This window comes from Variovorax sp. GW823-FHT04B03 (genome assembly GCF_058796495.1).
The window spans coordinates 112,240-137,603 of sequence record NZ_JBXAIT010000006.1 but is presented as its reverse complement, the minus strand read 5'-3'; the positions used below and the strand labels follow the sequence as shown (position 1 = coordinate 137,603).

At 70.5% G+C, this 25,364-nt stretch carries 20 protein-coding genes; 2 read left to right on the top strand and 18 right to left on the bottom strand.

The window, feature by feature from the left end; genetic code table 11:
* Positions 1–3 precede the first annotated feature (3 nt).
* The 8 genes from AC1RAD_RS24595 to AC1RAD_RS24560 all read right to left on the bottom strand — a co-directional run bounded on the left by AC1RAD_RS24595 (position 4) and on the right by AC1RAD_RS24560 (position 7,536).
* Positions 4–378 (bottom strand): DUF6285 domain-containing protein, encoded by a 375-nt coding sequence (locus tag AC1RAD_RS24595; RefSeq protein WP_492737698.1) that lies wholly within the window; start codon positions 376–378, stop codon positions 4–6.
* Positions 378–1,394 carry a phosphotransferase family protein gene (locus AC1RAD_RS24590; protein WP_492737696.1) on the bottom strand — a complete coding sequence of 339 codons (1,017 nt, stop codon included), beginning with the start codon at positions 1,392–1,394 and terminating at the stop codon, positions 378–380. Before AC1RAD_RS24590 ends, AC1RAD_RS24595 begins: the two co-directional genes overlap by 1 nt.
* Complete coding sequence (locus AC1RAD_RS24585; RefSeq protein ID WP_492737694.1) at positions 1,384–2,376, bottom strand: branched-chain amino acid ABC transporter permease; 993 nt, start codon at positions 2,374–2,376, stop codon at positions 1,384–1,386. Before AC1RAD_RS24585 ends, AC1RAD_RS24590 begins: the two co-directional genes overlap by 11 nt.
* 40 nt (positions 2,377–2,416) lie before the next feature.
* Positions 2,417–3,289: a branched-chain amino acid ABC transporter permease gene (locus tag AC1RAD_RS24580; RefSeq protein ID WP_056577629.1), complete on the bottom strand. Its 873-nt coding sequence runs from the start codon at positions 3,287–3,289 to the stop codon at positions 2,417–2,419.
* A gap of 13 nt (positions 3,290–3,302) precedes the next feature.
* Positions 3,303–4,022 carry an ABC transporter ATP-binding protein gene (locus AC1RAD_RS24575; protein WP_007834335.1) on the bottom strand — a complete coding sequence of 240 codons (720 nt, stop codon included), beginning with the start codon at positions 4,020–4,022 and terminating at the stop codon, positions 3,303–3,305.
* Positions 4,019–4,837 carry an ABC transporter ATP-binding protein gene (locus AC1RAD_RS24570; RefSeq protein WP_062478152.1) on the bottom strand — a complete coding sequence of 273 codons (819 nt, stop codon included), beginning with the start codon at positions 4,835–4,837 and terminating at the stop codon, positions 4,019–4,021. Before AC1RAD_RS24570 ends, AC1RAD_RS24575 begins: the two co-directional genes overlap by 4 nt.
* Positions 4,838–4,928: 91 nt before the next feature.
* Entirely contained in the window at positions 4,929–6,107 is a 1,179-nt protein-coding gene (locus AC1RAD_RS24565; RefSeq protein ID WP_095746834.1) for an acetyl-CoA C-acetyltransferase, read from the bottom strand.
* Positions 6,108–6,378: 271 nt separating this feature from the next.
* Positions 6,379–7,536, bottom strand: coding sequence for an acyl-CoA dehydrogenase family protein (locus AC1RAD_RS24560; protein WP_062478158.1), 1,158 nt, complete (start codon positions 7,534–7,536; stop codon positions 6,379–6,381).
* 168 nt (positions 7,537–7,704) lie between these two features.
* Between AC1RAD_RS24560 and AC1RAD_RS24555 the strand changes: the two genes are divergently transcribed.
* Positions 7,705–8,499, top strand: a complete 795-nt coding sequence (locus AC1RAD_RS24555) for an enoyl-CoA hydratase (protein ID WP_492737692.1) — start codon at positions 7,705–7,707, stop codon at positions 8,497–8,499.
* A gap of 21 nt (positions 8,500–8,520) precedes the next feature.
* Here the strand turns inward: AC1RAD_RS24555 and AC1RAD_RS24550 are convergent, their stop codons facing one another.
* The 6 genes from AC1RAD_RS24550 to AC1RAD_RS24525 form a co-directional block, all read right to left on the bottom strand.
* Positions 8,521–9,303: an SDR family NAD(P)-dependent oxidoreductase gene (locus AC1RAD_RS24550; RefSeq protein ID WP_492737690.1), complete on the bottom strand. Its 783-nt coding sequence runs from the start codon at positions 9,301–9,303 to the stop codon at positions 8,521–8,523.
* A gap of 63 nt (positions 9,304–9,366) precedes the next feature.
* Positions 9,367–11,517, bottom strand: a complete 2,151-nt coding sequence (gene fadB, locus AC1RAD_RS24545) for a fatty acid oxidation complex subunit alpha FadB (RefSeq protein ID WP_492737688.1) — start codon at positions 11,515–11,517, stop codon at positions 9,367–9,369.
* Between the two features lie 89 nt (positions 11,518–11,606).
* A complete protein-coding gene (locus AC1RAD_RS24540; RefSeq protein WP_492737686.1) occupies positions 11,607–12,023 on the bottom strand; it encodes an EthD domain-containing protein in 417 nt (138 codons plus the stop codon).
* On the bottom strand, positions 12,020–12,847 hold the full coding sequence (locus tag AC1RAD_RS24535; RefSeq protein ID WP_492737684.1) for an acyl-CoA thioesterase: 828 nt from the start codon (positions 12,845–12,847) through the stop codon (positions 12,020–12,022). Before AC1RAD_RS24535 ends, AC1RAD_RS24540 begins: the two co-directional genes overlap by 4 nt.
* Complete coding sequence (locus AC1RAD_RS24530) at positions 12,844–14,256, bottom strand: enoyl-CoA hydratase-related protein (RefSeq protein ID WP_492737682.1); 1,413 nt, start codon at positions 14,254–14,256, stop codon at positions 12,844–12,846. The genes AC1RAD_RS24535 and AC1RAD_RS24530 overlap by 4 nt, the downstream gene beginning before the upstream one ends.
* Before the next feature lie 29 nt (positions 14,257–14,285).
* Positions 14,286–15,494: an acetyl-CoA C-acetyltransferase gene (locus AC1RAD_RS24525; protein WP_492737680.1), complete on the bottom strand. Its 1,209-nt coding sequence runs from the start codon at positions 15,492–15,494 to the stop codon at positions 14,286–14,288.
* A gap of 138 nt (positions 15,495–15,632) precedes the next feature.
* Here AC1RAD_RS24525 and AC1RAD_RS24520 point away from each other — a divergent pair, with 138 nt between their 5' ends.
* Positions 15,633–18,371, top strand: coding sequence for a winged helix-turn-helix domain-containing protein (locus AC1RAD_RS24520; RefSeq protein ID WP_062478179.1), 2,739 nt, complete (start codon positions 15,633–15,635; stop codon positions 18,369–18,371).
* A gap of 60 nt (positions 18,372–18,431) precedes the next feature.
* On the opposite strand, the gene AC1RAD_RS24515 is transcribed toward AC1RAD_RS24520, so the two are convergent.
* The 4 genes from AC1RAD_RS24515 to AC1RAD_RS24500 all read right to left on the bottom strand — a co-directional run bounded on the left by AC1RAD_RS24515 (position 18,432) and on the right by AC1RAD_RS24500 (position 25,358).
* Positions 18,432–22,271 (bottom strand): autotransporter domain-containing protein, encoded by a 3,840-nt coding sequence (locus tag AC1RAD_RS24515; protein WP_492737678.1) that lies wholly within the window; start codon positions 22,269–22,271, stop codon positions 18,432–18,434.
* A 203-nt stretch (positions 22,272–22,474) separates the two neighbouring features.
* Positions 22,475–23,368: an SDR family oxidoreductase gene (locus AC1RAD_RS24510; protein ID WP_095746851.1), complete on the bottom strand. Its 894-nt coding sequence runs from the start codon at positions 23,366–23,368 to the stop codon at positions 22,475–22,477.
* A 41-nt stretch (positions 23,369–23,409) separates the two neighbouring features.
* On the bottom strand, positions 23,410–24,201 hold the full coding sequence (locus tag AC1RAD_RS24505; RefSeq protein ID WP_492738090.1) for an enoyl-CoA hydratase/isomerase family protein: 792 nt from the start codon (positions 24,199–24,201) through the stop codon (positions 23,410–23,412).
* 5 nt (positions 24,202–24,206) lie between these two features.
* Positions 24,207–25,358 carry an acyl-CoA dehydrogenase family protein gene (locus AC1RAD_RS24500; RefSeq protein WP_307638055.1) on the bottom strand — a complete coding sequence of 384 codons (1,152 nt, stop codon included), beginning with the start codon at positions 25,356–25,358 and terminating at the stop codon, positions 24,207–24,209.
* Between the last annotated feature and the right edge of the window lie 6 nt (positions 25,359–25,364).

The following is a 25,364-nucleotide window of genomic DNA, read 5'->3' as shown; positions in this document are numbered from 1 at the left end:
GGCTCAGTCTTTCTTCTTCGTGCCGGCGGCATAGCCGGGCTGGTCGATGGCGAGCTTGTCGCGCGTGGTCTGGCGCAGGTGGTCGATCAGGCCGGGGGAGGCGGCGTCGAGTTCGCCTGAGGCGATGCGGGTGCAGAGCAGGCGATTGGCATCGGCCAGGTCGGTGGGTGCGCCGGGGCCCAGTAGTGCGACCAGCCGCGCCAGTTCACTTGCTTGCGCCGTGGGGCCGAGTTGCACTTCGCGCCGCACGATGTCGAGCGTGTTCGCGGCCACGCGCGCATGGAAGGCGACCTGCCCTTCGGTGGCCGGCACCACCTGCTCGCGCAGGAAGGCTGCGACGGCCTCGAGCAGTTCGGCGATGTCGGGGCGGTCCTGCATCAGGCGGCCTCTGCCTCGGGTGCGAGCAGCGCCAGCAGGTCCGACTCGGCCTCCGACGCGCGGCGGCCGATGGCGGCCTTCTCCACGTCGCGCTCGCGGCCGCTGAGCCAGGCATGCACCATGGCTTCGCAGACGATGCCCCACTTGAGCGTGCCCAGCACCTCCCACCAGCGCACGCGATCGGCATCGACCTGCCCGCCTTCGGCCGTGTAGCCCTCGAAGAGTTGCTCGCGCGTGCCGAAGCCGCCCACGGGCAGCGCGCCGTGGCCGAAGCGCCAGGAGCGCACGCACATCCAGCCGAGGTCTTCCATCGGATCGCCGAAATGCGCGAGCTCCCAGTCGAGCACGGCGCGCAGGCCCTCCTCGCCGACCATCAGGTTGCCGTTGCGGAAGTCGCCGTGCACGAGCACCGGCGCGGGCACGTCGGCCGGCGCGTTTTCGCGCAGCCAGCGGAACGCGAGTTCGAACACGAGGCGCGCGGTGCCATGGCTGCGGCGCAGGCCGATCTGGAAGTCGAGCTCCGCGCGTGCGGCGGCCGTGCGCAGCGGCGGCAGGTGGTGTGCGGGCAGGCGGTGGATGCGCGCCATGGCCGCGCCGCACTGGCGCGCGAGCACGCGGCGCGCGCCGGCCAGGCGTTCGTCGCGCACGATGCGCCGGCCCAGGGTCTCGCCTTCGATGCGGTCCATGACGAAGCCTTCGCCGAGCCCGTCGGCCGGCTGCAGCACATGGCGCACGCCGGGCACGGGCACGCCGCCTGCGCGCGCAGCCTCGATGAGCTGCGCCTCGGCCGCGAGGCCCGCGGTGCCCAGGGCGCGCGCGCCGCTGGCATCGGCCGCGCGGCGCAGCACCAGCGGCTGGGCATGGCCCGTGCCGCCGGTCGTCACATCGAAAGCCCAGGTCTGCTGGCTGGCGCCGCCCGAAAGCCGGCGCACGGCCTGCACCGCATGGCCATCGGGCACGAGCCGCCCGGCCAGCCGCTGCAGTGCGTTCGCGATCAGCGTCGCGTCATCGTGCACGGGCGACGCGTGCCTGGAGCTTGCGCAGCAGCCCGACCACGCCGCCGGGCATCGCGAACATGAAGGCGATCAGCACCACGCCGTACACCGCCCAGGGCGCGGCCTTGGAGACCTTCTCGGCCAGCGAAGGCACGAACATGATGAAGATGGCGCCGAAGATCGCGCCGTACAGCGTGCCCACGCCGCCCACCACGATGCCCACCAGCAGCGAGATCGACAGGAAGAGCGTGAACGAATCGGGCGCCACGAACTGCACCGCAATGGCCGACAGCGCACCGCCCACGCCGGTGTACGCGGCCGAGACACCGAAGGTCATGGCCTTGTAGTGGCTGTTGTCCACGCCCATCGCCTCGGAGGCCATGGCGTGGTCGCGGATGGCGCGCATGGCCCGGCCGCTGCCGCTTTGCAGCAGGTTGTGGGCAATGAAGAACATCACGACCGCGACGAACAGCGAGAACAGGTAGAGCCACTGGTCTTCGTTGAGCGGCAGGCCGAAGGGCGCAGCAGGCTTCATGAGCACGATGCCCTGCACGCCGCCGGTCCAGGCCTCGAGGTGCTTGTACTTAAGCAGCTGCGGCATCGCCACGCCGAGCGCAAAGGTGGCCAGCGCCAGGTACAACCCTTCGAGCTTGAGCGCGGGCCGCCCGAACAGGTAGCCGACGATCAGGCACACCACGGCCGCCGCCGGCACCGTGAGCCAGTACGGCACGCCCGCGTGCTCCATGAGGATGCCGGTGGTGTAGGCGCCAATGGCATAGAAGGCGCCGTGACCCAGCGAGATCTGGCCGTTGTAGCCCGTGAGGATGTTCAGGCCCAGCAGCGCGATCGCGTACGAGATCACCATCGTCGCCTGAAACAGCTGGTAGCCGCGCGCCACGAAGGTGATGCCGATGGCCAGCACGATCAGCAGGCCGACCCACATGAGTGGAGAGCGCGAGGGCTTGGCAGCGCGTGCGCTGGCCGATGTAGCGAGCGGAGCCATGGCGGTCGGCAGGGAGGAGGCTTGGGGAGAGTTCATGCGATCAGACCCGGGTGACCAACTTGCGGCCCATGAGGCCGGAAGGCTTGACGATGAGCACGCCGACGATCAGCACCAGCGCCACCGACAGCTTGAGTTCGGTGCCCACCACGTAGGTGCCGATGAGGTTCTCGAGCACGCCGACGATGAAGCCGCCGAGCACCGCGCCCACGGGGCTGTCGATGCCGCCGATGAGCGCACCGGCAAAGGCGTAGAGCAGCACGCCGGTCATCATGTGCGGATCGAGGAAGACCACGGGCGCGACCATCATCCCGGCCACCGCGCCGATGGCGCCGGCCAGGCCCCAGCCCAGCATCAGCATGCGCCCGACGTTGATGCCCACCAGCCGCGACGAGGCCGCGTTCTGCGCCGCGGCGCGCATGGCCAGGCCCAGCGGCGTGAAGCGGAAGAACGCGAACAGCAACAGCACCACCAGCAGCGTGACGCCGATGGCGCCCATCTCGTGCGCCGACATCATGGCGCTGCCGAACCACGCGTCCGACGGGAACGGGCTCGGGAACTGCTTGATGGTGTAGCCGAAGAGCCAGCCCGCCAGGCTGTGGAAGATCACCAGCAGGCCGATGAACACCACCACCACCGACAGCGCCGGCTTGTCGTGCATGGGCCGGATGACGGTGAACTCCACCACGGCCGCGAGCACGAAGGACAGGGCTACGGTCGCGACGAAGGCGGCCCAGTACGGCAGGCCGGCCTGCATGAGGCTCCAGGCGATGAAGGTCGAGAACATCGCCATCTCGCCCTGCGCGAAGTTGATGTGGTGCGTGGCCTGGTAGATCATCACCAGCGCCAGCGCAACGCTGGCGTAGATGCCGCCGGTGGCCAGGCCCGCCAGCAGTTGGTGCAGGAATGCGTTCATCGGTGTGTGGCCCTTATTCGCCGAGGTACGCCTTGCGGACGGCGTCGTTGCGGCGGATGTCGGCGGCGGTGCCCGAGAGCACGATGCGGCCGGTTTCCAGGAGGTAGGCCGAGTCGGCCAGGTCGAGCGCGAGCTTGGCGTTCTGCTCCACCAGCAGGATCGACACGCGCTCTTCCTTGTTGATGCGCCGCATGATCGAGAAGATGTCCTTCACGATGAGTGGCGCGAGCCCGAAGGAGGGCTCGTCGAGCAGCAGCAGGCGCGGCTTGCCCATGAGCGCGCGGCCGATGGCGAGCATCTGCTGCTCGCCGCCCGACAGCGTGCCGGCCTGCTGGGCGCGGCGCTCGCGCAGGCGCGGGAAGTAGTCGAACACGCGCTCCATGTCGGCGTCGATGCCGTCCCTGCTGGCACGGGCGTAGGCGCCCAGCCGCAGGTTCTCTTCGGTCGTGAGGCCCAGGAAGGTGCCGCGCCCGTCGGGCACGTGGCCCACGCCGGCCTTGGCGATCTGCTCGGTGGAGCGGCCGTCGATGCGCTGGCCGGCCAGCATGATGCGGCCCTCGGTGCTCACCATCATCTGGCACAGCGCGCGCAGCGTGGTGGTCTTGCCGGCGCCGTTGGCGCCCAGCAGCGCCACGACCTGGCCGGTGGGAATGTCGAGGTCGATGCCCTGCAGCACGCGCGTCGGGCCGTAGGCCGCGTGCAAGCCGCGCACTTCGAGAATGTTCGTCGTCATGCCATCGCCTCCGCTTCTGCCTCTTCGCCCAGGTAGGCGCGGATCACCTCGGGGTGCGCGCGCACCTCGGCCGGTGTGCCCTCGGCGATCTTCTTGCCGAAGTTCAGCGCCACTACCTTGTCCGACACGCCCATCACGAGGCTCATGTGGTGTTCGACCAGCAGCACCGTCACGTTCAGGCGGTCGCGGATGTCGCGGATCAGCGTGCCCAGGCTTTCGAGTTCTTCGTGGTTCAGGCCGCAGGCCGGTTCGTCGAGCAGCAGCAGTTGCGGCTCGGCCGCCAGTGCGCGTGCCAGCTCGACGCGCTTCTGTGTGCCGAAGGGCAGGTCGGCCACTTCGCGTTCGGCCACGGCCTCGAGGTCGAGAAAGTGGATCAGCTGGTCGGCCCGCGCCCGCGCCTGCGACTCGATGGCCGCCACGCCGGGCAGCCGGAAGGCGTTGCGCAGAAAGCCCGCGTGGTGCTTGCTGTGGCAGCCCACCAGCACGTTGTCGCGCACGGTCATCGTGCGAAACAGCGCCAGGTTCTGGAAGGTGCGCCCGATGCCCAGGCCCGCCATGCGGTGGCGCGGCAGGCGCGTGAGCGGATGGCCGTCGAACTCGATGCGGCCGGCGCTGCACTCGTACAGGCGCGAGAGACAGTTGAACAGCGTGCTCTTGCCCGCCCCGTTCGGCCCGATGAGGCCGCAGATCTGGCCCCGCCGCACGTCGAACGAGACGCCGTCGAGCGCCACGATGCCGCCGAAGCGCACCGACACCGCGTCGATGCGCAACAGGGGGGTGTTCTCTTTGTCTCCGCGATCGGTGTCATGAATCATGCGTCGATCTCTTTTTTTGAGGGAACGGAAAAGGTCAGCGCCGCCCCCGCGGGCGCTGCCAGGTTGGCGGCGCAAGGGCCGCCCGGCTTCGTCAGAGCCGTTCGATGATGGTCACATTCGCCATGCCGCCGCCTTCGCACATCGTCTGCAGGCCGTAGCGCTTGCCGCGCTGGCCCAGGGCGTTCACCAGCGTGGTCATCAGCTTGGTGCCCGAGGCGCCCAGCGGGTGGCCCAGCGCGATGGCGCCGCCGTTCACGTTGATGCGGGCCGGGTCGGCGCCCAGCGCCTTGAGCCAGGCGATGGGCACGGGCGCGAAGGCTTCGTTGACTTCGTACAGGTCGATGTCCTCGATCTTCATGCCGGCCTTTTGCAGCGCGCGCTGCGTGGCGGGCAGCGGGGCCTCGAGCATGATGACCGGGTCGTGGCCCAGCACGCTCATGTGGTGGATGCGCGCCAGCGGCTTCACGCCCAGCGTCTTCAGGCCGCGCTCGTTCACGACCATGAGGCCGCTGGCGCCGTCGCAGATCTGGCTGGCGGTGGCCGCCGTGCAGCGCCCGCCTTCGGCGATGAGCTTGACGCCGGCGATGCTCTCCAGCGTGGCGTCGTAGCGGATGCCTTCGTCGGTGGTGTGCAGCTCGCCGGTCTCGGTGCCGTCGGCCATGCGCACGGCCACGGGCACGATCTCGCGCTCGAAGTGGCCGGCCTTCGTGGCGGCGATGGCGCGGTGGTGGCTTTCGAGCGCGTAGCGGTCGAGCGCGTCCTTCTCGATCCCGTAGTTGCGCGCGATCATCTCGGCGCCCGTGAACTGGCTGAACTGGATGCCGGGGTAGCGCTTTTCCATGCCGGGGCTCACGTAGAAGCCCAGGTTGTTCTTCAGCGGCAGCGTGGTGGGCAGGCCCATGGGCACGCGGCTCATGCTCTCGACGCCGGCGGCGATCACGATGTCCATCGTGCCCGACATCACGGCCTGCGCCGCGAAGTGCAGCGCCTGCTGCGACGAGCCACACTGGCGGTCGACCGAGGTGGCGGGCACCGACTCGGGCAGGCGCGAGGCCAGCACCGCGTTGCGCGCCACGTTGGAGGCCTGCTCGCCGGCCTGGCCGACGCAGCCCATGATGACGTCCTCGATCAGGGCGGGGTCGGCGTCGGTGCGCTCCACGAGGGCGTTGAGCACCTGTGCGGCCAGGTCGGCCGGGTGCCATCCGGCGAGGCGGCCGTTGCGGCGGCCGCCGGCGGTGCGCGCGGCGGCGACGATATAGGCTTCGGGCATGTGAAATCTCCGGTGATGGGTTCGGTTCGGCAGTCCAGCGCATTGTTGGCGCCGCGCCGCCGCACAGCGTCGTCGGAACCGACGATTTTGGGCGGCAGCCTTTGCGGGCTCAGAAGGTGTGAATGAATCCGGCGTGGCCGAGCAGCCCGTCCAGGCGCGGCCCCTCAAGGCGCAAAGCGCAGCCATAGCTCGGGCTATGGCGAGCATTTGCAACGCCGAGGGGGCGTGTCTGGGCGGGATGAGCGGACATGGCGGGTTCGTTCACACCTTCTCAAGCCTTGGCGAGGCGCTTGGCCATGCTCCAGCGGTGCACCTCCGAGGGGCCGTCATAGATCCGGAAAGCCCGCATGTCGCGGAAGATGCGCGCGGCCACGGTCTCGTCCGACACGCCGCTCGCACCCAGGATCTGCACCGAGCGGTCGACCACGCGCCACTCGGCCTCCGAGCACAGCACCTTGGCCACGCTCGACTCGTGCCGGCCCTTGCCGCCCTGGTCGAGCACCCACGCGCAATGCCAGATGGTCAGGCGCGAGACGTGCAGGTCCATCTCGTTGTCGGCCAGCATGAAGCCCACGCCCTCGTGCTCCACCAGCGCATGGCCGAAGGCCTGGCGGCGGCGGGCGTAGTCGGCGGCGAGCTCATGCACGCGGCGCGCGGCGCCGAGCCAGCGCATGCAGTGCGTGAGGCGCGCGGGTGCCAGCCGCACCTGCGCGTAGCGAAAGCCTTCGCCGATGGCGCCCAGCACGTCGGTGGCCGGCACGCGCAGGCCGTCGAAGCGCACCACGCCGTGGCCGCCGGTGAAGCAGCTGTCGAGCGCGTCGATCTGCCGTTCGATCACGATCTCGGGCTGGTCCATGTCGGCCAGGAACATGGTCGACGAGCCGTCTTCCATGCGCGCCATGATGATCGCGAAGCCCGCGCCGGTGGCGCCGGTGATGAACCACTTGCGCCCGGTGATCACATAGTGGTCGCCGTCGCGCACGGCCACGGTCTGCATCATCGACGGGTCGGAGCCGGCGCCGGGTGGCGGCTCGGTCATGCAGAAGCACGAGCGCACGTGCCCGTCGATGAGCGGCTGCAGCCAGCGCGCCTTCTGCGCCGGCGTGGCCACCACCTCCATCAGGTGCACGTTGCCTTCGTCGGGCGCGTGGATGTTGAGGGCCACCGGGCCGAGCGGCGAGTAGCCCGCCTCCTCGAACACGATGGCCTTGTCGACGTGCGACAGGCCCAGCCCGCCGTGTTCCTTCGACGCGTGCGGCGTGAGCAGGCCGGCGCGGCGCGCGCGCGCCACCAGCTCGTCGCGCAGCGCCTCGGCGGGGCCGTGCGAATCCTGCCGGGGGTCGGATTCGAGCGGAATCACCTCTTCGGCGATGAAGCGGCGCGTTCGTTCCTGCAGGTCGAGCTGGGCCGGGGTGAGGCTGAAGTCCATGGGGACGCTCCTTCTTTCTCTCTCAAATTCAAGGATGGACGGATTGAAGACAATGCGGCGCATGGTGCCGACGCGGGCGCGGGTTTCGAGTCGTGAGCGGGACAAGCCCGCCGGATTCGTCCGTTCCGACGATGCCGCGGCCCGGCCTGCGCCCAACACTGACACGCCATGAACACACCTGCAACCGACCACGACGCCGACAACATCCTCCTGCTCACCCGTCCGCAGGACGGCTGCGCCTGCCTCACGCTGAACCGCCCGCAGGCGATGAACGCCCTGTCGCTCGCGCTGCGACGCGCGCTGGTGCGCACGCTCGACACGCTCGCGCGGGACGACAGCGTGCGCGTGCTGATCGTCACCGGCGCGGGCCGCGCCTTCTGCGCCGGCCTGGACCTGCGCGAGATCGACCCCGGCGCCATCACCGGCGACGCCGGCACCGACGTGGCCACCGCGCTCGCGAACTTTCCGCGCCCGGTGATCGGCGCCGTGAACGGCGCGGCCATCACCGGCGGCCTCGAGGTGGCGCTGGCCTGTGACCTGCTGATTGCCTCGAGCGAGGCGCGCTTTGCCGACACCCACGCGCGCATCGGCGTGATCCCGGGCTGGGGGCTGTCGCAGCGGCTGTCGCGGCTCATCGGCATTGCGCGCGCCAAGGAGATGGCCTTCAGCGGCAACTTCGTCGGCGCCGAGCAGGCCGAGCGCTGGGGGCTGGTCAACCGCGTGACCACGCCCGAGCAGCTGATGCCCGAGGCGCTGGCCCTGGCCGCCGACATCGCGAGCGCGCTGCCCGAGATGCTGCCGGTCTACAAGCGCCTGATCGACGACGGCCATGCGCGCAGCTTCGCCGAAGGCATGGCGCTGGAGCAGGCCTCCACGCGCGACTGGGCCGCGTCGCTCACGCCCGAGGTGCTGCGCGCGCGGCGCGAGGCGGTGCAGGCGCGGGGGCGTGCGCAGAAGGGCTGACGACGGCCCTTCGCCCTGGCGTCAGCGCGGCGCCATCCGGATCGCGCCGTCCAGCCGCACGCTCTCGCCGTTGAAGTAGCCGTTGGTGATCATCAGTTCGGCCAGCGTCGCGTACTCGGCCGGGTTGCCCAGGCGCTTGGGGAAGGGCACCGAGGCGGCCAGCGCGGCCTTCACGTTGTCGGGCGCGCCCTGCAGCAGCGGCGTGTTGAAGATGCCCGGCAGGATGGTGTTCACGCGGATGCCCTCGCCCATGAGGTCGCGCGCGATGGGCAGCGTCATGCCGACCACGCCGGCCTTCGAGGCGGTGTAGGCGGCCTGGCCCATCTGGCCGTCTTGCGCGGCGACCGAGGCGGTGTTGACGATGGCGCCGCGCTCGCCGTCTTCCAGCGTAGCGAGCGTGAGCATGCCGGCCGCCGACTTGGCGATGCAGCGGAAGGTGCCCACGAGGTTGATCTGGATGATGCGGTCGAAGTTGGCGAGCGGAAAGTGCTTGATCTCGCCCGAGGCCTTGTCGCGGCTCGCGGTCTTCACCGCGTTGCCGGTGCCGGCGCAGTTGACCAGCACGCGCTCCTGGCCGTGCGCGGCGCGGGCCTTGGCGAAGGCCGCGTCGACCTGCTCTTCCGACGTGACATCGACCTTGCAGAACACGCCGCCCAGTTCCTTGGCCAGGGCCTCGCCCTGCTCCACGTTGAGGTCGAACAGCGCGACCTTCACGCCGTGGCTGGCCAGGCGGCGCGCGGTGGCGGCCCCGAGGCCCGAGGCGCCGCCCGTGACGACGGCGGCAATGCTGGAATCGAGTTGCATCTCTTGTTGTCCTTGGATAGAGAGAGAAAGGAAGAAAGAAAGAAAACCGAAAACGCCTGCCGTTCAGACCGGGTAGTAGCGCAACTTGCGCGCCGCCATCTCGCGCATGCGCGCCGTGGGCACATACGGCGCGCCGAGCGCCGCATGTTTGTCGCACAGCGCGACCACGCGGTCCAGCCCCAGCCAGTCGGCGTACTTGAGCGCGCCGCCCGCATAGGCCGGAAAGCCCACGCCGAGCAGCAGCGCCATGTCGAGCTCGGCCGGCGTGGCGACCACGCCGTCTTCGAGCGCGTGCGCGGCCTCGACCACCATCGGCAGCATCATGCGTTCGACGATCTCCGCGTCGGCGAAGTCGCGCCGCCCTTGCGGCTGCAGCGTGGCGACCAGCGCATGCGCCTCGGGCGCGGCCGACTTGCGCGGGCGGCCCGTGGGGTCGTTCTCGTAGCGGTAGAAACCGGCGCCGTTCTTCTGGCCGTAGCGCTTGTTCGCCACCATCAGCTTCACGGCGTTGCGTTCGAGGGCCGGCATGCGCTGCGGGTAGCCCGCGGCGATCACGTCGCCCACGTGCGCGCCCACGTCCATGCCCACCACGTCCTGCAGGTAGGCCGGGCCCATGGGCCAGCCGAAGGCTTCCATCGCGCGGTCGACCGCCTCGAAGTCGGCGCCATCGGCCACCAGCTGCACGAAGGCGTTGATGTACGGCGTGAGGATGCGGTTGACCAGGAAGCCCGGGCAGTCTTTCACCACGATGGGCGTCTTGCCCATGGCCACGGCATAGCCCACGGCGGTGGACACGGCGGCGTCGCGCGTCTTCGCGCCCTGGATCACTTCCACCAGCTGCATCACCGGCACGGGGTTGAAGAAGTGCATGCCGACGAAGTCCTCGGGCCGCGCGAGCGGCTGGGCGATGTCGTCGATGCGCAGGCTTGAGGTGTTCGAGGCGATCACGGTGCCGGGCTTGACGCTGCCTTCCAGCGCGGCCAGCACCTTGCGCTTGACCTCGAGGTTCTCGACCACGGCCTCGACCACGCAGTCCACGCTGTCGAAGCCGGCCTCGTCGAGCTGCGGCACGATCGAGGCTTGAATGGCATCGGCCTTGGCCTGCGCGAGCCGACCGTTCTTCACCTGCTTGGCGAGCTGCTTGCCGGCCTCGGCCATGCCCAGGTCGAGCTGCGGCTGCGCGATGTCCTTCATGCGCACCGGCGTGCCGCGCAGCGCGCTGGTGTAGGCGATGCCGCCGCCCATGATGCCGGCGCCGAGCACGGCCGCCTGCTTCACCGGACGGCCTTCGCGCGCGTGGCGCTTGTAGAGCTTCTTGAGCGCCTGGTCGTTGAGAAAGGCCTGCACCAGCGAGGCGGCGGCCTGCGTCTTCGCGACGCGGCCGAAGGCGGCCGACTCGAGGTCGAGCGCGCCCGCGCGGTCGCGGCCGGCGGCCTCGGCCATCATTTCGAGCGCGATGAGGGCAGCGGGCTGGTGCTTGCCGCTGCGCGCCGCCACCTGCGTGCGCGCGGCCTCGACCAGCGCGCCGGCCTCTTGCTTCGGCAGCGCCAGCGGCGCGCGCTTGCGCTGCTGCGCCGCCTGCCAGTCGATCTCTCCGCGCACCGCGCGCTGCAGCAGCGCGAGCGCGCGTTCGCGCAGGGCCTCGGGCGCGGCGACCTCGTCGGTCACGCCCGCGGCCAGCGCGGCCGGCGCCTTGGCCGGCTTGCCGCTCGCCACCCAGTCGATGGCCGTGGCCAGGCCCGCCAGGCGCGACAGCCGCACCGTGCCGCCGAAGCCGGGGAACAGGCCCAGCTTCACCTCGGGCACGCCGACCTGCGCCGTGTCGGCCATCACGCGCAGCGGCGCGAGCATCGCCAGCTCCAGCCCGCCGCCGAGCGCGAAGCCGTTGATGGCGACCACGCTGGGCACGGCCAGGTCTTCGAAGGCGTTGAACAGCTCGTTGCTGGCACGCACGCCGCGCGCGATGTCGGCCTCGGCCTGCTGGAAGGTGGCGCCGAACTCGGTGATGTCGGCGCCGACGATGAACACGTCTTTCGCGCTCGTCACCAGCACGCCGCGCACATCCGGCGAGGCCACGATGCGTTCGGTGGCCTGGCGGAACTCGTCGACGGTGCGCGCGTCGAGCTTGTTGATGGCCTCGCCGCGCCGGTCGAAGCGCAGCTCCACCAGCCCGTCCTGCAAGGGCAGGACTTCGATACTTTCGCCTTGAAACAAAGGGGGTCTCCTCGCGGCCGGCGACGCGCCAGCCTGTGGGAAAAAGTTTAGGGACGCGCCCTGCGCGCAGGCATCGTCCGAAGCGACGATTACAGGCGGCCGCGCGCCTGCAGGTAGTCGCGCACCGCCTCGGCGGCGGGGTCGCCGACCACGGCGAATTCGTCGGTGAAGAAGATCGGCGAGGCCGCCAGGTCGATGAAGCGGCGCTCGTCCGCGAGCAGCTCGGCGCTCGCGCGGCGGGCTTCCTCGCGCCGCGCGCCGGTGCGCGCCTCGAGGCTGTCCCACCACAGCTCGGCCACGCCGTCGAAGGGCGCGGGGCTGCCGCGCGGCACGGCCAGCGGCTGCACGAGTACATCGTCGAGCGTGTGCGACTGCACGTAGCGCCTCAGGCCCAGCGCCTCGGCGCGCTCGGCGACGAGCGGCGCGTGCACGTGTCGCCAGTGGTGCTGGAACTGCGCGCGGTCCAGGTGCGGCAGCCGCCGCAGGCAGAAGACGAGCTTGATCATCGGCGCACCCGGATCAGCCCTTCCTGCGCGACCGAAGCCACGAGCCGGCCGGCGCGATCGAACAGCGCGCCGCGGCAGAAGCCCCGCGCATGCTCGGCCGAGGGCGAGTCGGCGTCGTACAGCAGCCAGTCGTCGCAGCGGAAGTCGCGGTGGAACCACATCGCGTGGTCCAGGCTCACGCCCTGCACGCCGGGTTGCTGAAACGCCAGGCCGTGCGGCTGCATCGCCACGCCCATGAAGCTGTAGTCGGAGGCATAGGCCAGCATGGCCTGGTGCAGCAGCGGGTCGTCGGGCAGCGCGTCGGCGGTGCGCAGCCAGAGCTGGCTGTGCGGCGGGCGCGGGCCGGCCGTGACCGGGTCACGCGGGTCGACGTAGCGGAACTCGATGGGCCCTTCCACGCGCACGCGAGGGCCGGCGCGGGGCGTGAGGTCTTCGGGCGGCGGCGCCTCGGGCATGGCGCACTGGTGCGACACGCCCTCCTCGCGCCGATGGAACGAGGCCGACATGTGGAAGATCGGCTCGCCATGCTGGATGGCGACCACGCGCCGCGTCGTGAAGCTCGCGCCGTCGCGGATGCGATCCACGTCGTAGACGATGGGCGCGGCCTTGTCGCCCGCGCGCAGGAAGTAGCCGTGCAGCGAATGCGCCGCATGCCCGTCGACCGTGCGGGCTGCGGCCATCAGCGCCTGACCGAGCACCTGGCCGCCGAAGACGGCGGGCGCGCCGATGTCGGTGCTGGTGCCGCGAAACAGGTTCTTCTCGAGCTGTTCGAGCTGCAACTGGGCGACCAGCGACTGCAGCGCTTGCGCGCGGCCTGAGGTCACGCGACCTGCTCCGTGAGATAGAACGAGGTGTTCGATTGCGCGCGCTGGCGCAACGCATCCGTGGGCTTGAAGCGCTCGCCGTGGCGCTGTGCGAGTGCGTCGCAGCGCGCGACGAAGGCCGGGAGGCCAACGGTCTCGATGTACGAGAGCGTGCCGCCGGTCCAGTCGGGATAGCCCAGCGCGAGCACGGCGCCGAGGTCGGCCTCGACCGGTTGCTTCAGCACGCCTTCTTCGAGGCAACGCGCCGCTTCGAGCGCGAGCAGCGACAGCAGGCGCTCGCCGACGGCGCGTGCGTCGGGCTGCGATGCAGTGGCTTGTCCCGGCGTTGCATCGGCAACCAGCGGACTCTCGCCCAGCCCGGCCTGCCGCGCGGCGTTCGCGATCAGCGCAGGCGACACGCCCTCGCTCAACAGCGCCGCACCCTCACTGCGGTACAGCTGCCGCAGCCGCTCGACATACGCAACGTTGACCGCACTCAAGTCGCCCTTGCGCCGCAGCGCCGCGCCCCGGTTCACGAACAGCGTGCGCATCAGGTTGCGCGCCACCGGGCCGGCGAGCAAGGGGCCGAAGCACTGCGCCTCGACCGCCAGGCCCGCGTCCATCGGCAGCTGCGTGCCTTCGTACACGGCCGACAGGATGGCCAGCGGCGCGGGCAGCTGGTCGTGCGTGTCGCGCCGCACCTGCGCCAGCGTCGCGCCGAAGCTCGCGCCCGCATGCGGCGCCAGTGCACCCGCGCCGCCCGGCACCTGGAAGCCCTTCACGTCCCACGGCTGCTGGCCGGCGTCGGGGTGGTCGAGCACCCAGCGACGGGCCACGGCCACGAGCTGGTCGGCCGGCGCGAGCGCATCGACCATGCCCAGCGCCAGCGCCTCGGCCGGCGCCACATGCCGGCCCGACAGCAGCAGCGGCAGCGCACGCGCAATGCCGATCAGGCGCGGCAGCCGTTGCGTGCCGCCGCCCACGGGCAGCAGGCCGACCGTGACCTCGGGCAGACCGACCACCGCGCGCGGTTCGTCGAGCAGCACGCGGTGATGGCAGGCCAGCGCGAGTTCGAAACCGCCGCCCAGCGCCACGCCGTTGATGGCCACCGCCACCGGCTTGCCGCAGCGTTCCAGCTCTCGCAGCGCGCGCCCGCCGGGTGCGATCGCCTCGATGGCCTCGGCCGCGCCGCCGCCCGTGGCATGAAAGCCCACGAGGTCCTTCAGGTCGGCCCCGGCCATGAAGCCGCTGGCCTTGCCCGAGGTGATGACCGCGCCGCGCACGTCGGCGCGCTGCGCGATCTGCGCCACGGCCTCGCGCAGCGCGGCCGTGAAGCCGGGCGTGAACACGTTCATCGGCCGCTCGGGCACGTCGAGGGTGAGGAGCGCGACGCCGTCGGCATCGACCTCGAATCGGATGTGGGAAGGCATAGGAAAAAAGGAAAGAGAAGACGTGCTGCTCAGACGCGCTCGATCACCAGCGCGGTCGACTGCCCCGCCGCGGCGCACAGCGTGACCAGGCCCAGGCGGGCGTCGCGCCGCTCCAGCTCGTCGAGCAGCGTGCCCGTGAGGATCGCGCCGGTCGCGCCCAGCGGGTGGCCCAGCGCGATGGCGCCGCCGTTCACGTTGATGCGCGCGGGGTCGATGTCGAAGTGGCGCGCATAACGCATCGGCACCACCGAGAAGGCCTCGTTCACTTCGAACAGGTCGATGTCGCCGATGCTCAGGCCGCAGCGCGCCAGCAGGCGCTCGGTGGCGGGCATCGGGCCGCCCAGGCTCAGCAGCGGCTCGTCGGCGCACGAGGCGCTGCCGACGATGCGCGCGCGCGGCTTCAAGCCGTTGCGCGTGCCGTAGTCGCGGTTGCCCAGCAGCACCGCGCAGGCGCCGTCGACGATGCCGCTCGAGTTGCCGCCCGTGTGGATCGCGTCGATGTGCGACAGCTGCGGATAGCGCTGCAGCAGGATCGCTTCGTAGCCCTGCGCGGCCACGCCCGCGAAGGCGGGCTTGAGCTTGGCCAGGTCGGCCATCGTGGTGCCGGGGCGGTTGGCCTCGTCTTTCGCGAGCACGGTGCGGCCGAGCCGGTCGCGCACGGGCACGAGCGAGCGGTCGAAGCGGCCCTCGGCCTGCGCCACGGCGGCGCGGCGCTGGCTTTCGACGGCGTAGGCATCGACCGCCTCGCGGTCCACGCCGTCGAGCATGGCCATGAGGTCGGCCGCCACGCCGTTGGGGATGTAGGGGTAGCGCTGGCCCACGGCGGGGTCGGTGTAGACCGCACCGCCGTCGCTGCCGATGGTCACGCGCGACATCGACTCCACGCCGCCGCCGATCACCGCGTCGGCCTGGCCCGAGGCCACGAGGCCGAAACCCATCTTCAGCGTGTCGAGCGCCGAGGTGCAGAAGCGGTTGAGCTGGAAGCCCACCACGCTGTCGCCGTAGCCCGCCGACAGCAGCGCGACGCGCGCGATGTCGGCGCCCTGCTCGCCCACCGGCATCACCACGCCCAGGCCCACGTCCTCGATCTGCGTGGGGTCGAGTGCATGGCGTTCGCGCAGCGCCTGCAGCACCTGCGTGGCCAGCTGCACCGGCGTGATGGGGTGCAGCGCGCCGTCGGCGCGCCCCTTGCCGCGCGGCGTGCGCACGTGGTCGTAGATGAAGACGTCGTGGGTCATGGGCAAGGCGCCGCCCGGGTGCGCAAGGCCACCGGATGCAGGGGAATTCAGTTTGTCTGCGGCCAGTTTAGGAAGCAGAATCGGTTGCCGGAATCGTCGGAAGCGACGGAATTTCCAGGCACTCACTCCCCCTTCGCGATGCCTGCTCCAGCCCCCGTTCCCCCTTCTTCGCTCCGGATTCTCGAGACCAAGCTGAACCCGCCGGCCTTCGTGGCCACGCAGGTGCCGCGCACCGCCATCAGCGAAGAGATCGCCGCCGCCACCGTCAAGCTCGTGCTGGTGCGCGCGCCCGCCGGCTTCGGCAAGACCACCGCCATGGCGCAGATCCGCGAGCGCATGGACGCGCAGGGCATCGCCACCGCCTGGCTCACGCTCGACCGCGCCGACAACGACGTGTCGCGCTTTCTCAACTGCCTGGCCGAGGCCGTGCAGCGCATCGGCGTGGACGAGCCCGCGAGCCACGCGCCCTTCGACGCCGTGGCCGCGCTGGCCGCGCACGACTCGCCCTTCACGCTGTTCCTGGACGACTTCGAGGTGGTGCAGGAGCCCGCCGTGCTGGGCCTCGTGCGCGAGCTGGTGGAGCACCTGCCGCGGCGCGGACAGATCGTGATCGGCTCGCGCAGCCTGCCCGACCTGGGGCTGGGCCGGCTGCGCGCGCGCGGCCAGCTCATCGAGATCGACACCGACCGCCTGCGCTTCTCGCTGGAAGAAACCAGCGCCTTCATCGGCCTGCGCCAGGCCCATGCGCCGCACGCCGCCGCGCAGCCGCCGCAGGCGTTGCCGGCCGACCTGCTCTCGCAGCTGCACCGCAAGACCGAAGGCTGGGTCGCGGCCATCTGGCTGGCGTCGATGGCGCTGGAGCGGCACGGCATCGAGACCGGCTTCATCGAACGCTTCTCGGGCTCCGACCGCGCCGTGGCCGACTACCTGGCCGAAGACGTGCTCGCGCACCAGCCGCCCGAGATCCACGACTTTCTGCTGCGCACCAGCATCCTGCGCCAGCTCGACGCCTCGGTGTGCCAGGCGCTCAACCCGCGCGGCGACAGCGCCGTCATCCTCGAGCAGCTGGCCGCCGCCAACCTGTTCCTCACGCCCGTGAGCGGCGATGCCGGCGGCGAGGTGCGCGCGTGGCGCTACCACAGCCTCTTTGCCGACTTCCTGCGTGCGCAGCTGGCGCGCGAGCGGCCCGGCGAACTCGCGCGGCTGCACCTCGCGGCCTCGGGCTGGTACGAGTCGCATGGCCGGCCCGTGCCCGCCATCGACCATGCCATCGAGGGCGGCGACCACCCGCACGCGCTCACGCTGCTCGACAGCTACGCCGAGCAGTTCCTCGAGCAGGGCCGCATGCGCATGCTGGCGCGCTGGTTCTCGGCCATCCCTGAACATCAGTTGCGCGAACATCCGTTCTTGCAGCTCATCGCGCTGTGGGCCACCTGCTTCACGCACGGCCCGTGGGACGCGATGCGCCTGCTCGAACAGTCGGGCTGCCTCGACAGCCCCATTCCCGAGGTGCGCGCCAACGCCCACACGCTCATTCCGCTGCTGCTGGCCATGGAAGACCAGCACGACGCCGCCTACGAAGCCGGCCGCGAAAGCCTCGCACGCCTGCCCACCGGCCTGGCCTTTGCCGAGGGCGTGCTGCTCAACGCCATGGCCCACATCCTCGCGGTGCGCGGCGACCAGCGCGAAGCGCAGCGCCTGCTCGAGGCCGCGCGGCGCGAGCAGGGCAACAGCACCTTCAACCGCATGTACACCGAGTCGCTGGCGGGCCTGTTCGACCTCACCGAAGGCCGGCTGCGCCAGGCCACCGCGCGGCTGCGCATGGCGGTCGATTCCACGCATGCCGTGTCGTACAACCACAGCCACGGCAACGCCTGGGCCGGTGTGCTGTACGCGGGCGCCGTGTACGAGACCAACCAGCTGGTGCAGGCCGAGCACCTGCTGAACGTGTACCTGCCGCTGGCGCGCGACGTGGGCCTGCCCGATCACATGATCCTGAGCCACGTCATGCGCTCGCGCATCGCGTTCCACGCGGGCGACATCGACGCCGCATTCCAGGCCCTGACCGAACTCGAGTACCTCGGCCATCACCGCCAGCTGCCGCGCGTGGTCGCGGGCGCCAAGCTGGAGCGCGCCCACATGCTGCTGCTGCAGGGCAACGGCCCCGCCTCGCGCGACGAACTGCAACGCGCCGACGACCCCGAGCTGTGGGAGCGCGAGCGCCGCCAGCGCCTGCCCGCGCACGACCTCGACTACCTCGCGCTCGCGCGGGCGCGCTGGGACATCGCCTTCGGCGACGCGCGCGCGGCCCTCACCGTGCTCGACGCCGAACTGCACGCGGCCGTGGCCGCCAACCGCAACCGCCGCGCCCTCAAGCTGCGCGTGCTGCGTGCGCTGGCGCTGCAGCGCGCGGGCGACCTCGCCACCGCCATCGAAGAAATCGGCGCCGTGCTGCAGGCCGCGAGCCAGGAAGGCTTCGTGCGGCTGATCCTCGACGAAGGCCCGGCCGTGGGCACGCTGGTGCACCGCTATGCCGCTGCCATGCAGCAAGAAGCCGGTGCCGTAGCGCCCGTGCTGCGCAGCGACCCGATCCTGGCCGACTACCTGCAGCGGCTGCTGCAGGTGCTGGGCCCGCCGCCCTCGCCGATCGACGCCGAGGCGCCCTCGGGCGACGCCACCAAGGAGCCGCTCACGCGCAAGGAGATCCGCGTGCTGCAGCTCTTGGCCGAGGGCTACTCGAACAACGCGATGGGCGAGAAGCTGTTCGTGTCGGAGAGCACAGTGCGCACGCACCTGCGCAACATCCACATGAAGCTGGGTGCGAAGCGGCGCACGGAGGCGGTGGCGATTGCGCGCAAGCTGGGCGTGATCCGCTAGCCCAAAAAAAAGGGCCCGCCCGCCGACACATGGCAGACGGGCCCCAACCCTCGCCTTTCGTCAGAACGACACGTTCAGATTCGCCTTCACCGACTGGTCGCGCGCCTTGCCGCCGAACTGGCCGCCGTACGACACACCGAAGGTCGCGCGCGGCGAGAACGCGAAGTCCATGCCGAGTTGCAGCACCGCCGCGTTCTTCGCCACCGCGACGCCCGCGATGTCCGAGAAGCCGGTGGCGCCCGGCAGCGCAACGCTGGTGAAGGGCGTCAGGTCGCCGTAGGCGCGGCGCCAGCCGACCATGCCCTTGAGCGTGGCGTCGACGCTGCCCAGGCGCAGCGCGGTCGATGCGCGCAGGCCCAGCGTCGACAGGCCGACGTTCGCGCTGCTGCTGCGCGCCTGCAGCGCCGCCCACGTGCCGCGCTCCGAGAACGCGTCGGTGTGCAGCGTGACGTGCGCCAGGTTGGCGAAGGGCTCCAGCGCCACGTCGCCGGCCGCCAGGCTGTAGCCCACTTCGCCGAAGACCTGCGTGGTCGATGCGTCGTGGTTGCTCTTGAGCGAATCCGCCAGGCCCGCCACGCGCGCCTGGCGTGTGGTGTCCACGTCGTGCCGCGCATAAGCTGCGCCGGCGCGCAGGGCCCACGGACCGAGCGTGGTGCCGCCGTACAGGCCCAGGTGATAGCTGGTGGCATCGCCCGAGGACGAGCGCGCGTCGACGTCGACCTTGCTGCGGCTGTAGCCGCCGGTCACGCCCAGGCGCACGTTGTCGCCCACGCGGGTGTCGCCGCCCATCAGCAGGCCGTCGACCGAGCGATCGAGCCGCGCGGCGTTGCCGTCGCCGCGCGCATGGCCGGTCGAATGCAGGGCCTGGCTCCAGAAGACGGTCTCTCCCGTGGTCGGGGCGGCCATGTGCGACTGGCCGGCGCCGTCGTTGACCTTGACCGGCGCCGTGGATGCGCCCGCCGTGCCGGCCGAGGCACGCAGGCGCTCCATCGCGGCCTCGCGCACGAAGCGGCTGTCTTCGATGAGCGCGGTCTTCGCGGAGGCATGCACTTCGCCCGACAGACTGTCGAAGGCCGTGCGTGCGGCCGGCACGCTCTCCAGCTGCAGCGCGGCGGCCAGCGCCGGGCTCCAGGCGGCCGCGCCATCGAGGTTCACGCCCATCGCACGCTGGTTGCCCGACTGCGCGACCGACGCGAACGACACGCTGTTGCGCATGGCTTCCGTGTAGACCTGTGTCGCGGTATAGCCCAGCTTCGGCGAAAGGAAGAGGTAGTCCTTGGCCACGCTGAAGTCGGCGAAGGTGCCGCTCACGCCGCCCTCGGCGTTCAGCAGCGTGTAGCGCGTGCCGAGGTTGTAGCCGCCGAGCACGCGCACCGTGCCGCCATCGAGCGTGGCGTGGCCGCTGACGTCGAGCCGGTCGGCCTGCGCGTCGGTGCCGCTCAGTTCGGCTTCGAAGGTCGCGCCCGGCGCGAAGCGCGCGTTGCCGGCCACGTGCAACGTGCCGATGGAGTTGCCCGGCGCCACGACACCGCCGGTGGCGACGGTGGTGCTGCCGACCGTGCCGGTGCCCTGCAGGCGACCGCCCGACCACACGGCCATCGTGCCGCCCAGCGTGCCGTTGACCGACAGCGTGCCCTGCGCCACCGAGGTCTTGCCGGTGAAGGCGCCGGAGTCGCCGGTGAGCTCGAAGCGGCCCGCGCCCGCCTTGACGAGACCGCCGCTGCCGCTGAAGCGGCCCGCGAACTGCGTCGAACGGTCGTTGCCGCCGGTGGTCAGCGTGCCGGTGCCCACGGCGACGTCGCCCGCGCCGGCCAGCGAGCCGATGGTGGCGTCGAAGCCGTTGAGGTCGAGCTTCGCCTTGCCGGCCACCGTGAACGCGCTGGCGCTCGACAAACCGGTGGCCGAGCCCGCGCGCAGCGTGCCGCCCTGGACCCAGGTCGCACCGCTGTAGTTGTTGGCGCCGCTCAGCGTGGTGACGCCTTCGCCGGTCGTGCCGCCCGTGGTGCGCAGGTCGCCCGCGCCGGTGATGTTGTAGGTGAAGTCGTAGGCATCGCTTCGGTCGATGGCGAAGCTGGCGCCCGCGTCGATGGCCACGTGGCTGGTGATGGAGCCGGTGGTGCCGCCCTCGCCCAGCGCGAGCTCACCCGCCTGGACGTGCGTGTCGCCCGAGTAGGTGTTGGTGCCGGTGAGCACCAGCCGCCCGGCGCCGGCCTTCACGAGGCTGCCGCGGTAGTCCTCGTCGGTCTTGCTGCGCAGGTGGGTCAGGCGCTCCCAGTCGACGTTGATCGCCATCGCCCGGTCCTCGACCGCCGTCATGATGTCGTCTACGGGAACCACCAGGTACGCCGATATCTCGGCCCATTGGGGATCTCCCGGGCCGGCAAGCCGGCGAAAGATTTCAAACCGCCCGGCGGTGCCCTTCGCCAGGGGATTTGCCTTTGCGGCGGCCAGCGCCTGGGCGTAGTCACCACCCGACAGCATGGCCGTGCGCAGGGCCTGGAGCAACGCGACGGCCTCCTCGCCCTCGGGCCTGAAGGTATCCAGGGCCACCGGTCCCTTCATGAGCGCGCCCAGGCGTGCGATCTCGGCGGCCTCTTCCTGCTTGCGCTGGACCAGCCCCGTTTCCGAGATGTCGTGGCGCCACGTATCGGCCATCCCGCCAGGCATGTCGATGACCGTGCGCTTGAGCAGCTGGCCCGGCCCCTTCATGGCGTTCTCGAGGTTGACGAGGCCCCAGCCGATCACCTCGTCGGGCGCCGTCTGGCGCGTGCCGTCGAGCTTCGTGGCCGTGGTGAGCAGCACCTGCAGCGCCTGCTCGTTGGTCATGTACGGAAAGCGCTCCATGATGATGCCCAGGGCCCCCGTGGCATGCGGCGCCGCCATCGAGGTGCCGGTGTAGGTCCCGTAGGCCCCATCGAACACCGTGCTCGTGATGCCGGACCCGGGGGTGGCCACGCACCAGTACTTGGCGATGCCGCACTTGTTGAGGGAGCCGTTCTGCAGGTAGCCCTTCTTGTCCCACCTTTCCATGGCGCCCGTCACCGTCAGCCAGTGCCCCTCCACGTCGGGCCTGAAATACGGCAGCGCCCCGCGCGCCGCCGGATTGGCCTGCCCCTGGTTGTCGGCGGCGAACACCTGGATGACCCCTTCCTTGCCATCGGCCTGGGGCTTCGTGGCGTCGATCGCGGCGTCGACCCAGGACGGCCCGCGCAGGTACTGCAGGTAGTCGGCGGTGACCGCATTCTGTGTGCTGAAATTCCGATTGCTCGGATTGCCCCAGCTGTTGTTGATGACCCGCACGCCCGCGTCGCGCATGCCCTGGTAGAGGTTGCGGAAGTTCTCGGTCGTGGCGAGGGGGTAGCTGTCCGGACTCAACCCGGCACTCGAACTCAGCGCGTCGGGCGCATTGGTGTTGCCCACGACCACGTGGGCATTGAACGCTACGCCGTGCATGTTGTTCTTGACGTCCTGCCCGTCCCGGCTGGCGCCCACGGTGCCGGACACGTGGGTGCCGTGGAAACCGTAGCCCACGTCTTTGCCGTTGAGCACGGACCCATCCGCCGCGAACTCGCTGTACGCCCCGTTGGACGTCGCCGTCACCAGCGCCGTGAAGCGCGTGAGCGGCAATTCGCGCGTGTGGCGCACGTCGAAGCCCGAGTCGATCACGCCCAGCTTCACGCCCTTGCCGGTGAAGCCCGCCGCATAGGCGTACTCGGTCTTCATCGCCCCGAGCCCCCAGTCGGCCAGGAACTCCTTCGTGCGCCAGCTGGCCGGGTCGCCGATCATGCCGGGGTCTCCCGGATAGGCCTGTGCGCCGGCCGCGGTGGCCAGCATCGAACCCCACACGCACACGGCGGCGCGGGCCACGGCCCTGCGCTTGAACTTCGGTGATCTCGTCATGACGGAACGAACCCTCTTTTGTCTTGGAATGGAATGAAAAGACCGTCGCCCTGCCGGTGAAGCCACGTCGTGAAGACGTCGCGCACGGGCCGGTTAACGGTCGTTAAATTCTGGAAAGAGGGGGCGTTCTTTGTGATCTCGTCGGGGCTTGTTCCGATACTTTGGAATCCTGACGCTGAAGTTTTTCCCTAGGTTGCGGCGTTTCAGGCCGCCAGCCGCTGCCGCTTGTCCTGCGCGTCGCGCCCCGCAATGTGCTCGCGCGCGCGCTTCCAGTCCTCGTCCTGCCACTGCGACATGCGCGAGAAATTCCCGCCCGTGGCCTGGAACTGCGCGCCGTCGATGGCGATGGTCTGGCCGTTGACGTACTCCGAGCCCGGGCCGAGCAGGTAGGCCGCGAGGTTGGCCAGCTCGGGCATGCGGCCGTTGCGCTCCATCGGGTTGCGCTCGGCCTTGTGCTCGCCGCCGCCGGGGTTCAGGCGTGCGCTCATGCCCTCGGTGGGGAACAGGCCCGGCGCGATGGCGTTGAAGCGGATGCCGCGCCCGGCCCACTCGACCGCGAGCGACTGTGTCATGGCGTGCAGCCCGGCCTTCGACATGGCCGAGGGCACGGTGAAGGGCGAGCCGTTCCACACCCAGGTGGTGAGGATCGACAGCACCGACGCGGCCTTGCCCTCTGCGAGCCAGCGTTTTCCGCATTCGAGCGTCATGCAGAAGCTGCCACGAAAGACGATGCTCGAGATGGCGTCGAAGGCGCGCGGCGACAGGTCTTCGGTGCGGCTCACGAAGTTGCCCGCGGCGTTGTTGACGAGGCCGTCGAGCGCGCCGCCGTCGGCCCAGATTTCATCGAGCATCTCGGTGATCTGCGTGTCGTGGCGGATGTCGCAGGTCTTGGGTGTCACGCGCCCGCCGTGCAGGTGCATCAGCTCGGCGGCGGTTTCTTCGAGCACGGGCGCGCGGCGCCCGCAGATGTACACGTGGGCGCCGAGCAGCAGCAGCGCCTCGCTCATCACGCGGCCCAGGCCGCTGCCGCCGCCGGTCACGAGGTAGCGGCGGCCGGCCAGCAGGCCGGGCTTGAACATCAGGTCGTCGAGGGTCATGGGAATCCTTGTGTGCGGTCCGTTGAAGTTCGGGATGAAGCTCAGCGCCCCGTGTAGACGGGCGCGCGCTTCTCGAGGAAGGCGTTCATGCCTTCGCGGAAATCGCGGGTCTGGGTGCACAGCACCTGGTTGCGGTCTTCCATGGCAATCACCGCTTCCATGCTGCCGGCGTCCACGGCAATGCCGAGCGCCTCCTTGGTCAGGCGCAGCGCCACGGGCGTCGCGTTGAGCATGTCGTCGGCCAGCGCCTGCGCCTCGGCCTGCAGCGAGGGCAGCGCGTCGACGCGGCTCACGAGGCCCAGTGCGTAAGCGCGCTGCGCGTCCATGAAGCGGCCGGTGAGCATGTACTCGGCCGCCACCGAGCTGCCGACCATGCGCGGCAGGAAGTAGCTCACGCCCACGTCGCAGGCCGACAGGCCGATGCGGATGAAGGCGGCGTTCATGCGCGCGTCGGGCGTGGCCAGACGCACGTCCGACGCCAGCGCGAGCGCAAAGCCGCCGCCGCTGGCCGCGCCCTGCACCACGCTGACGATGGGCTGCGGGCAGCGCCGCATGGCCAGCATGATGTCGCGGATGCCCTTCTGCTGTTCGAGCATGTCGGCCACGCCGAGGTCTTCGCCGCCCACCTGCTCCTTCAGGTCGAGCCCGGCGCAGAAGGCGCGGCCCGCGCCCTGCAGAACGATCACGCGCTCGGGGCTGCGCGCGTTCAGGCCTTCGAAGTAGTCGCGCAGCGCGCGCACCAGCGCCGGGTCGAGCGCGTTGAGGCGCTCGGGGCGGTTCAGCGTGAGCCAGGCGACCTCGCCGCGCCGCTCGATCTGCAGCACCTCGTTCATCGCCGTCACAGCGCGCGCGAGATCACTTCTTTCATGATCTCGTTGGTGCCGCCGTAGATGCGCTGCACGCGCCCGTCGGCGTACATGCGCGCCACCATGTACTCGGTCATGAAGCCATAGCCGCCGAACAGCTGCAGGCACTCGTCGACCACGCGGCCCTGCGTCTCGGAGGCCCAGAGCTTGGCCATGGAGGCGGTGGCGGTGTCGAGCTTGCCGGCCACGAGGTCTTCCACGCAGCGGTCGATGAAGGCACGGCCGACCTTGATCTGCGTGGCGATCTCGGCCAGCTTGAACTTGGTGTTCTGGAACTCGGCGATCGGCTTGCCGAAGGCCTTGCGGTCGCGCACGTAGTCGAGCGTGGCCTGGTAGGCGCCTTCCATGGTGGCCAGCGCATTCACGCCGATGATGGTGCGCTCGTACGGCAGATCGCTCATGAGCTGGAAGAAGCCCTGCCCTTCCTGGCCGCCGAGCAGCGCATCGGCCGGCACGTGCACGTCGTCGAAGAAGAGCTCGGAGGTGTCCTGCGCCTTCATGCCGATCTTGTCGAGCACGCGGCCCACGCGGTAGCCCTCGCAGCCCTCGGTCTCGACGATGAGGATCGAGGTGCCCTTGGCGCCCTGCGTCGGGTCGGTCTTGGCCACGACCAGCACCACGCCCGCGAGAAAGCCGTTGGTGATGAAGGTCTTGGAGCCGCGGATGCGGTAGCTGCCGTCGGGCTGCTTCTCGGCGCGCGTGCGCACGCCCTGCAGGTCGGAGCCGGCGCCGGGCTCGGTCATGGCGATGGCGCCGACCAGCTCGCCGCGAGCCATGCGCGGCAAATAGCGCTGCTTCTGTTCCTCGGTGCCGTGGTTCAGGAAGTAGTGCGCCACGATGGTGTGCACCGAGCTGGCCATGCCGCTCAGTGCGCGGCGCGCCTTCTCTTCGTAGAACACGGCCTCGTGGCGGAAGTCGCCGCCCGCGCCGCCGTAGGCCTCGGGAATGTCGGAGCACAGCAGGCCGAGGGCGCCGGCCTTGCGCCAGACCTCGTGGCCGACGTGGCCGCGCTTGCGCGCCTCTTCGTCGTGCGGCACGACTTCGGTCTCGACGAAACGCACCACGTTGTCGCGGTACAGCTCCAGTTCTTCGTCGCTCCACGAGCGGCGGAAATCGATGGGCATGGGGTG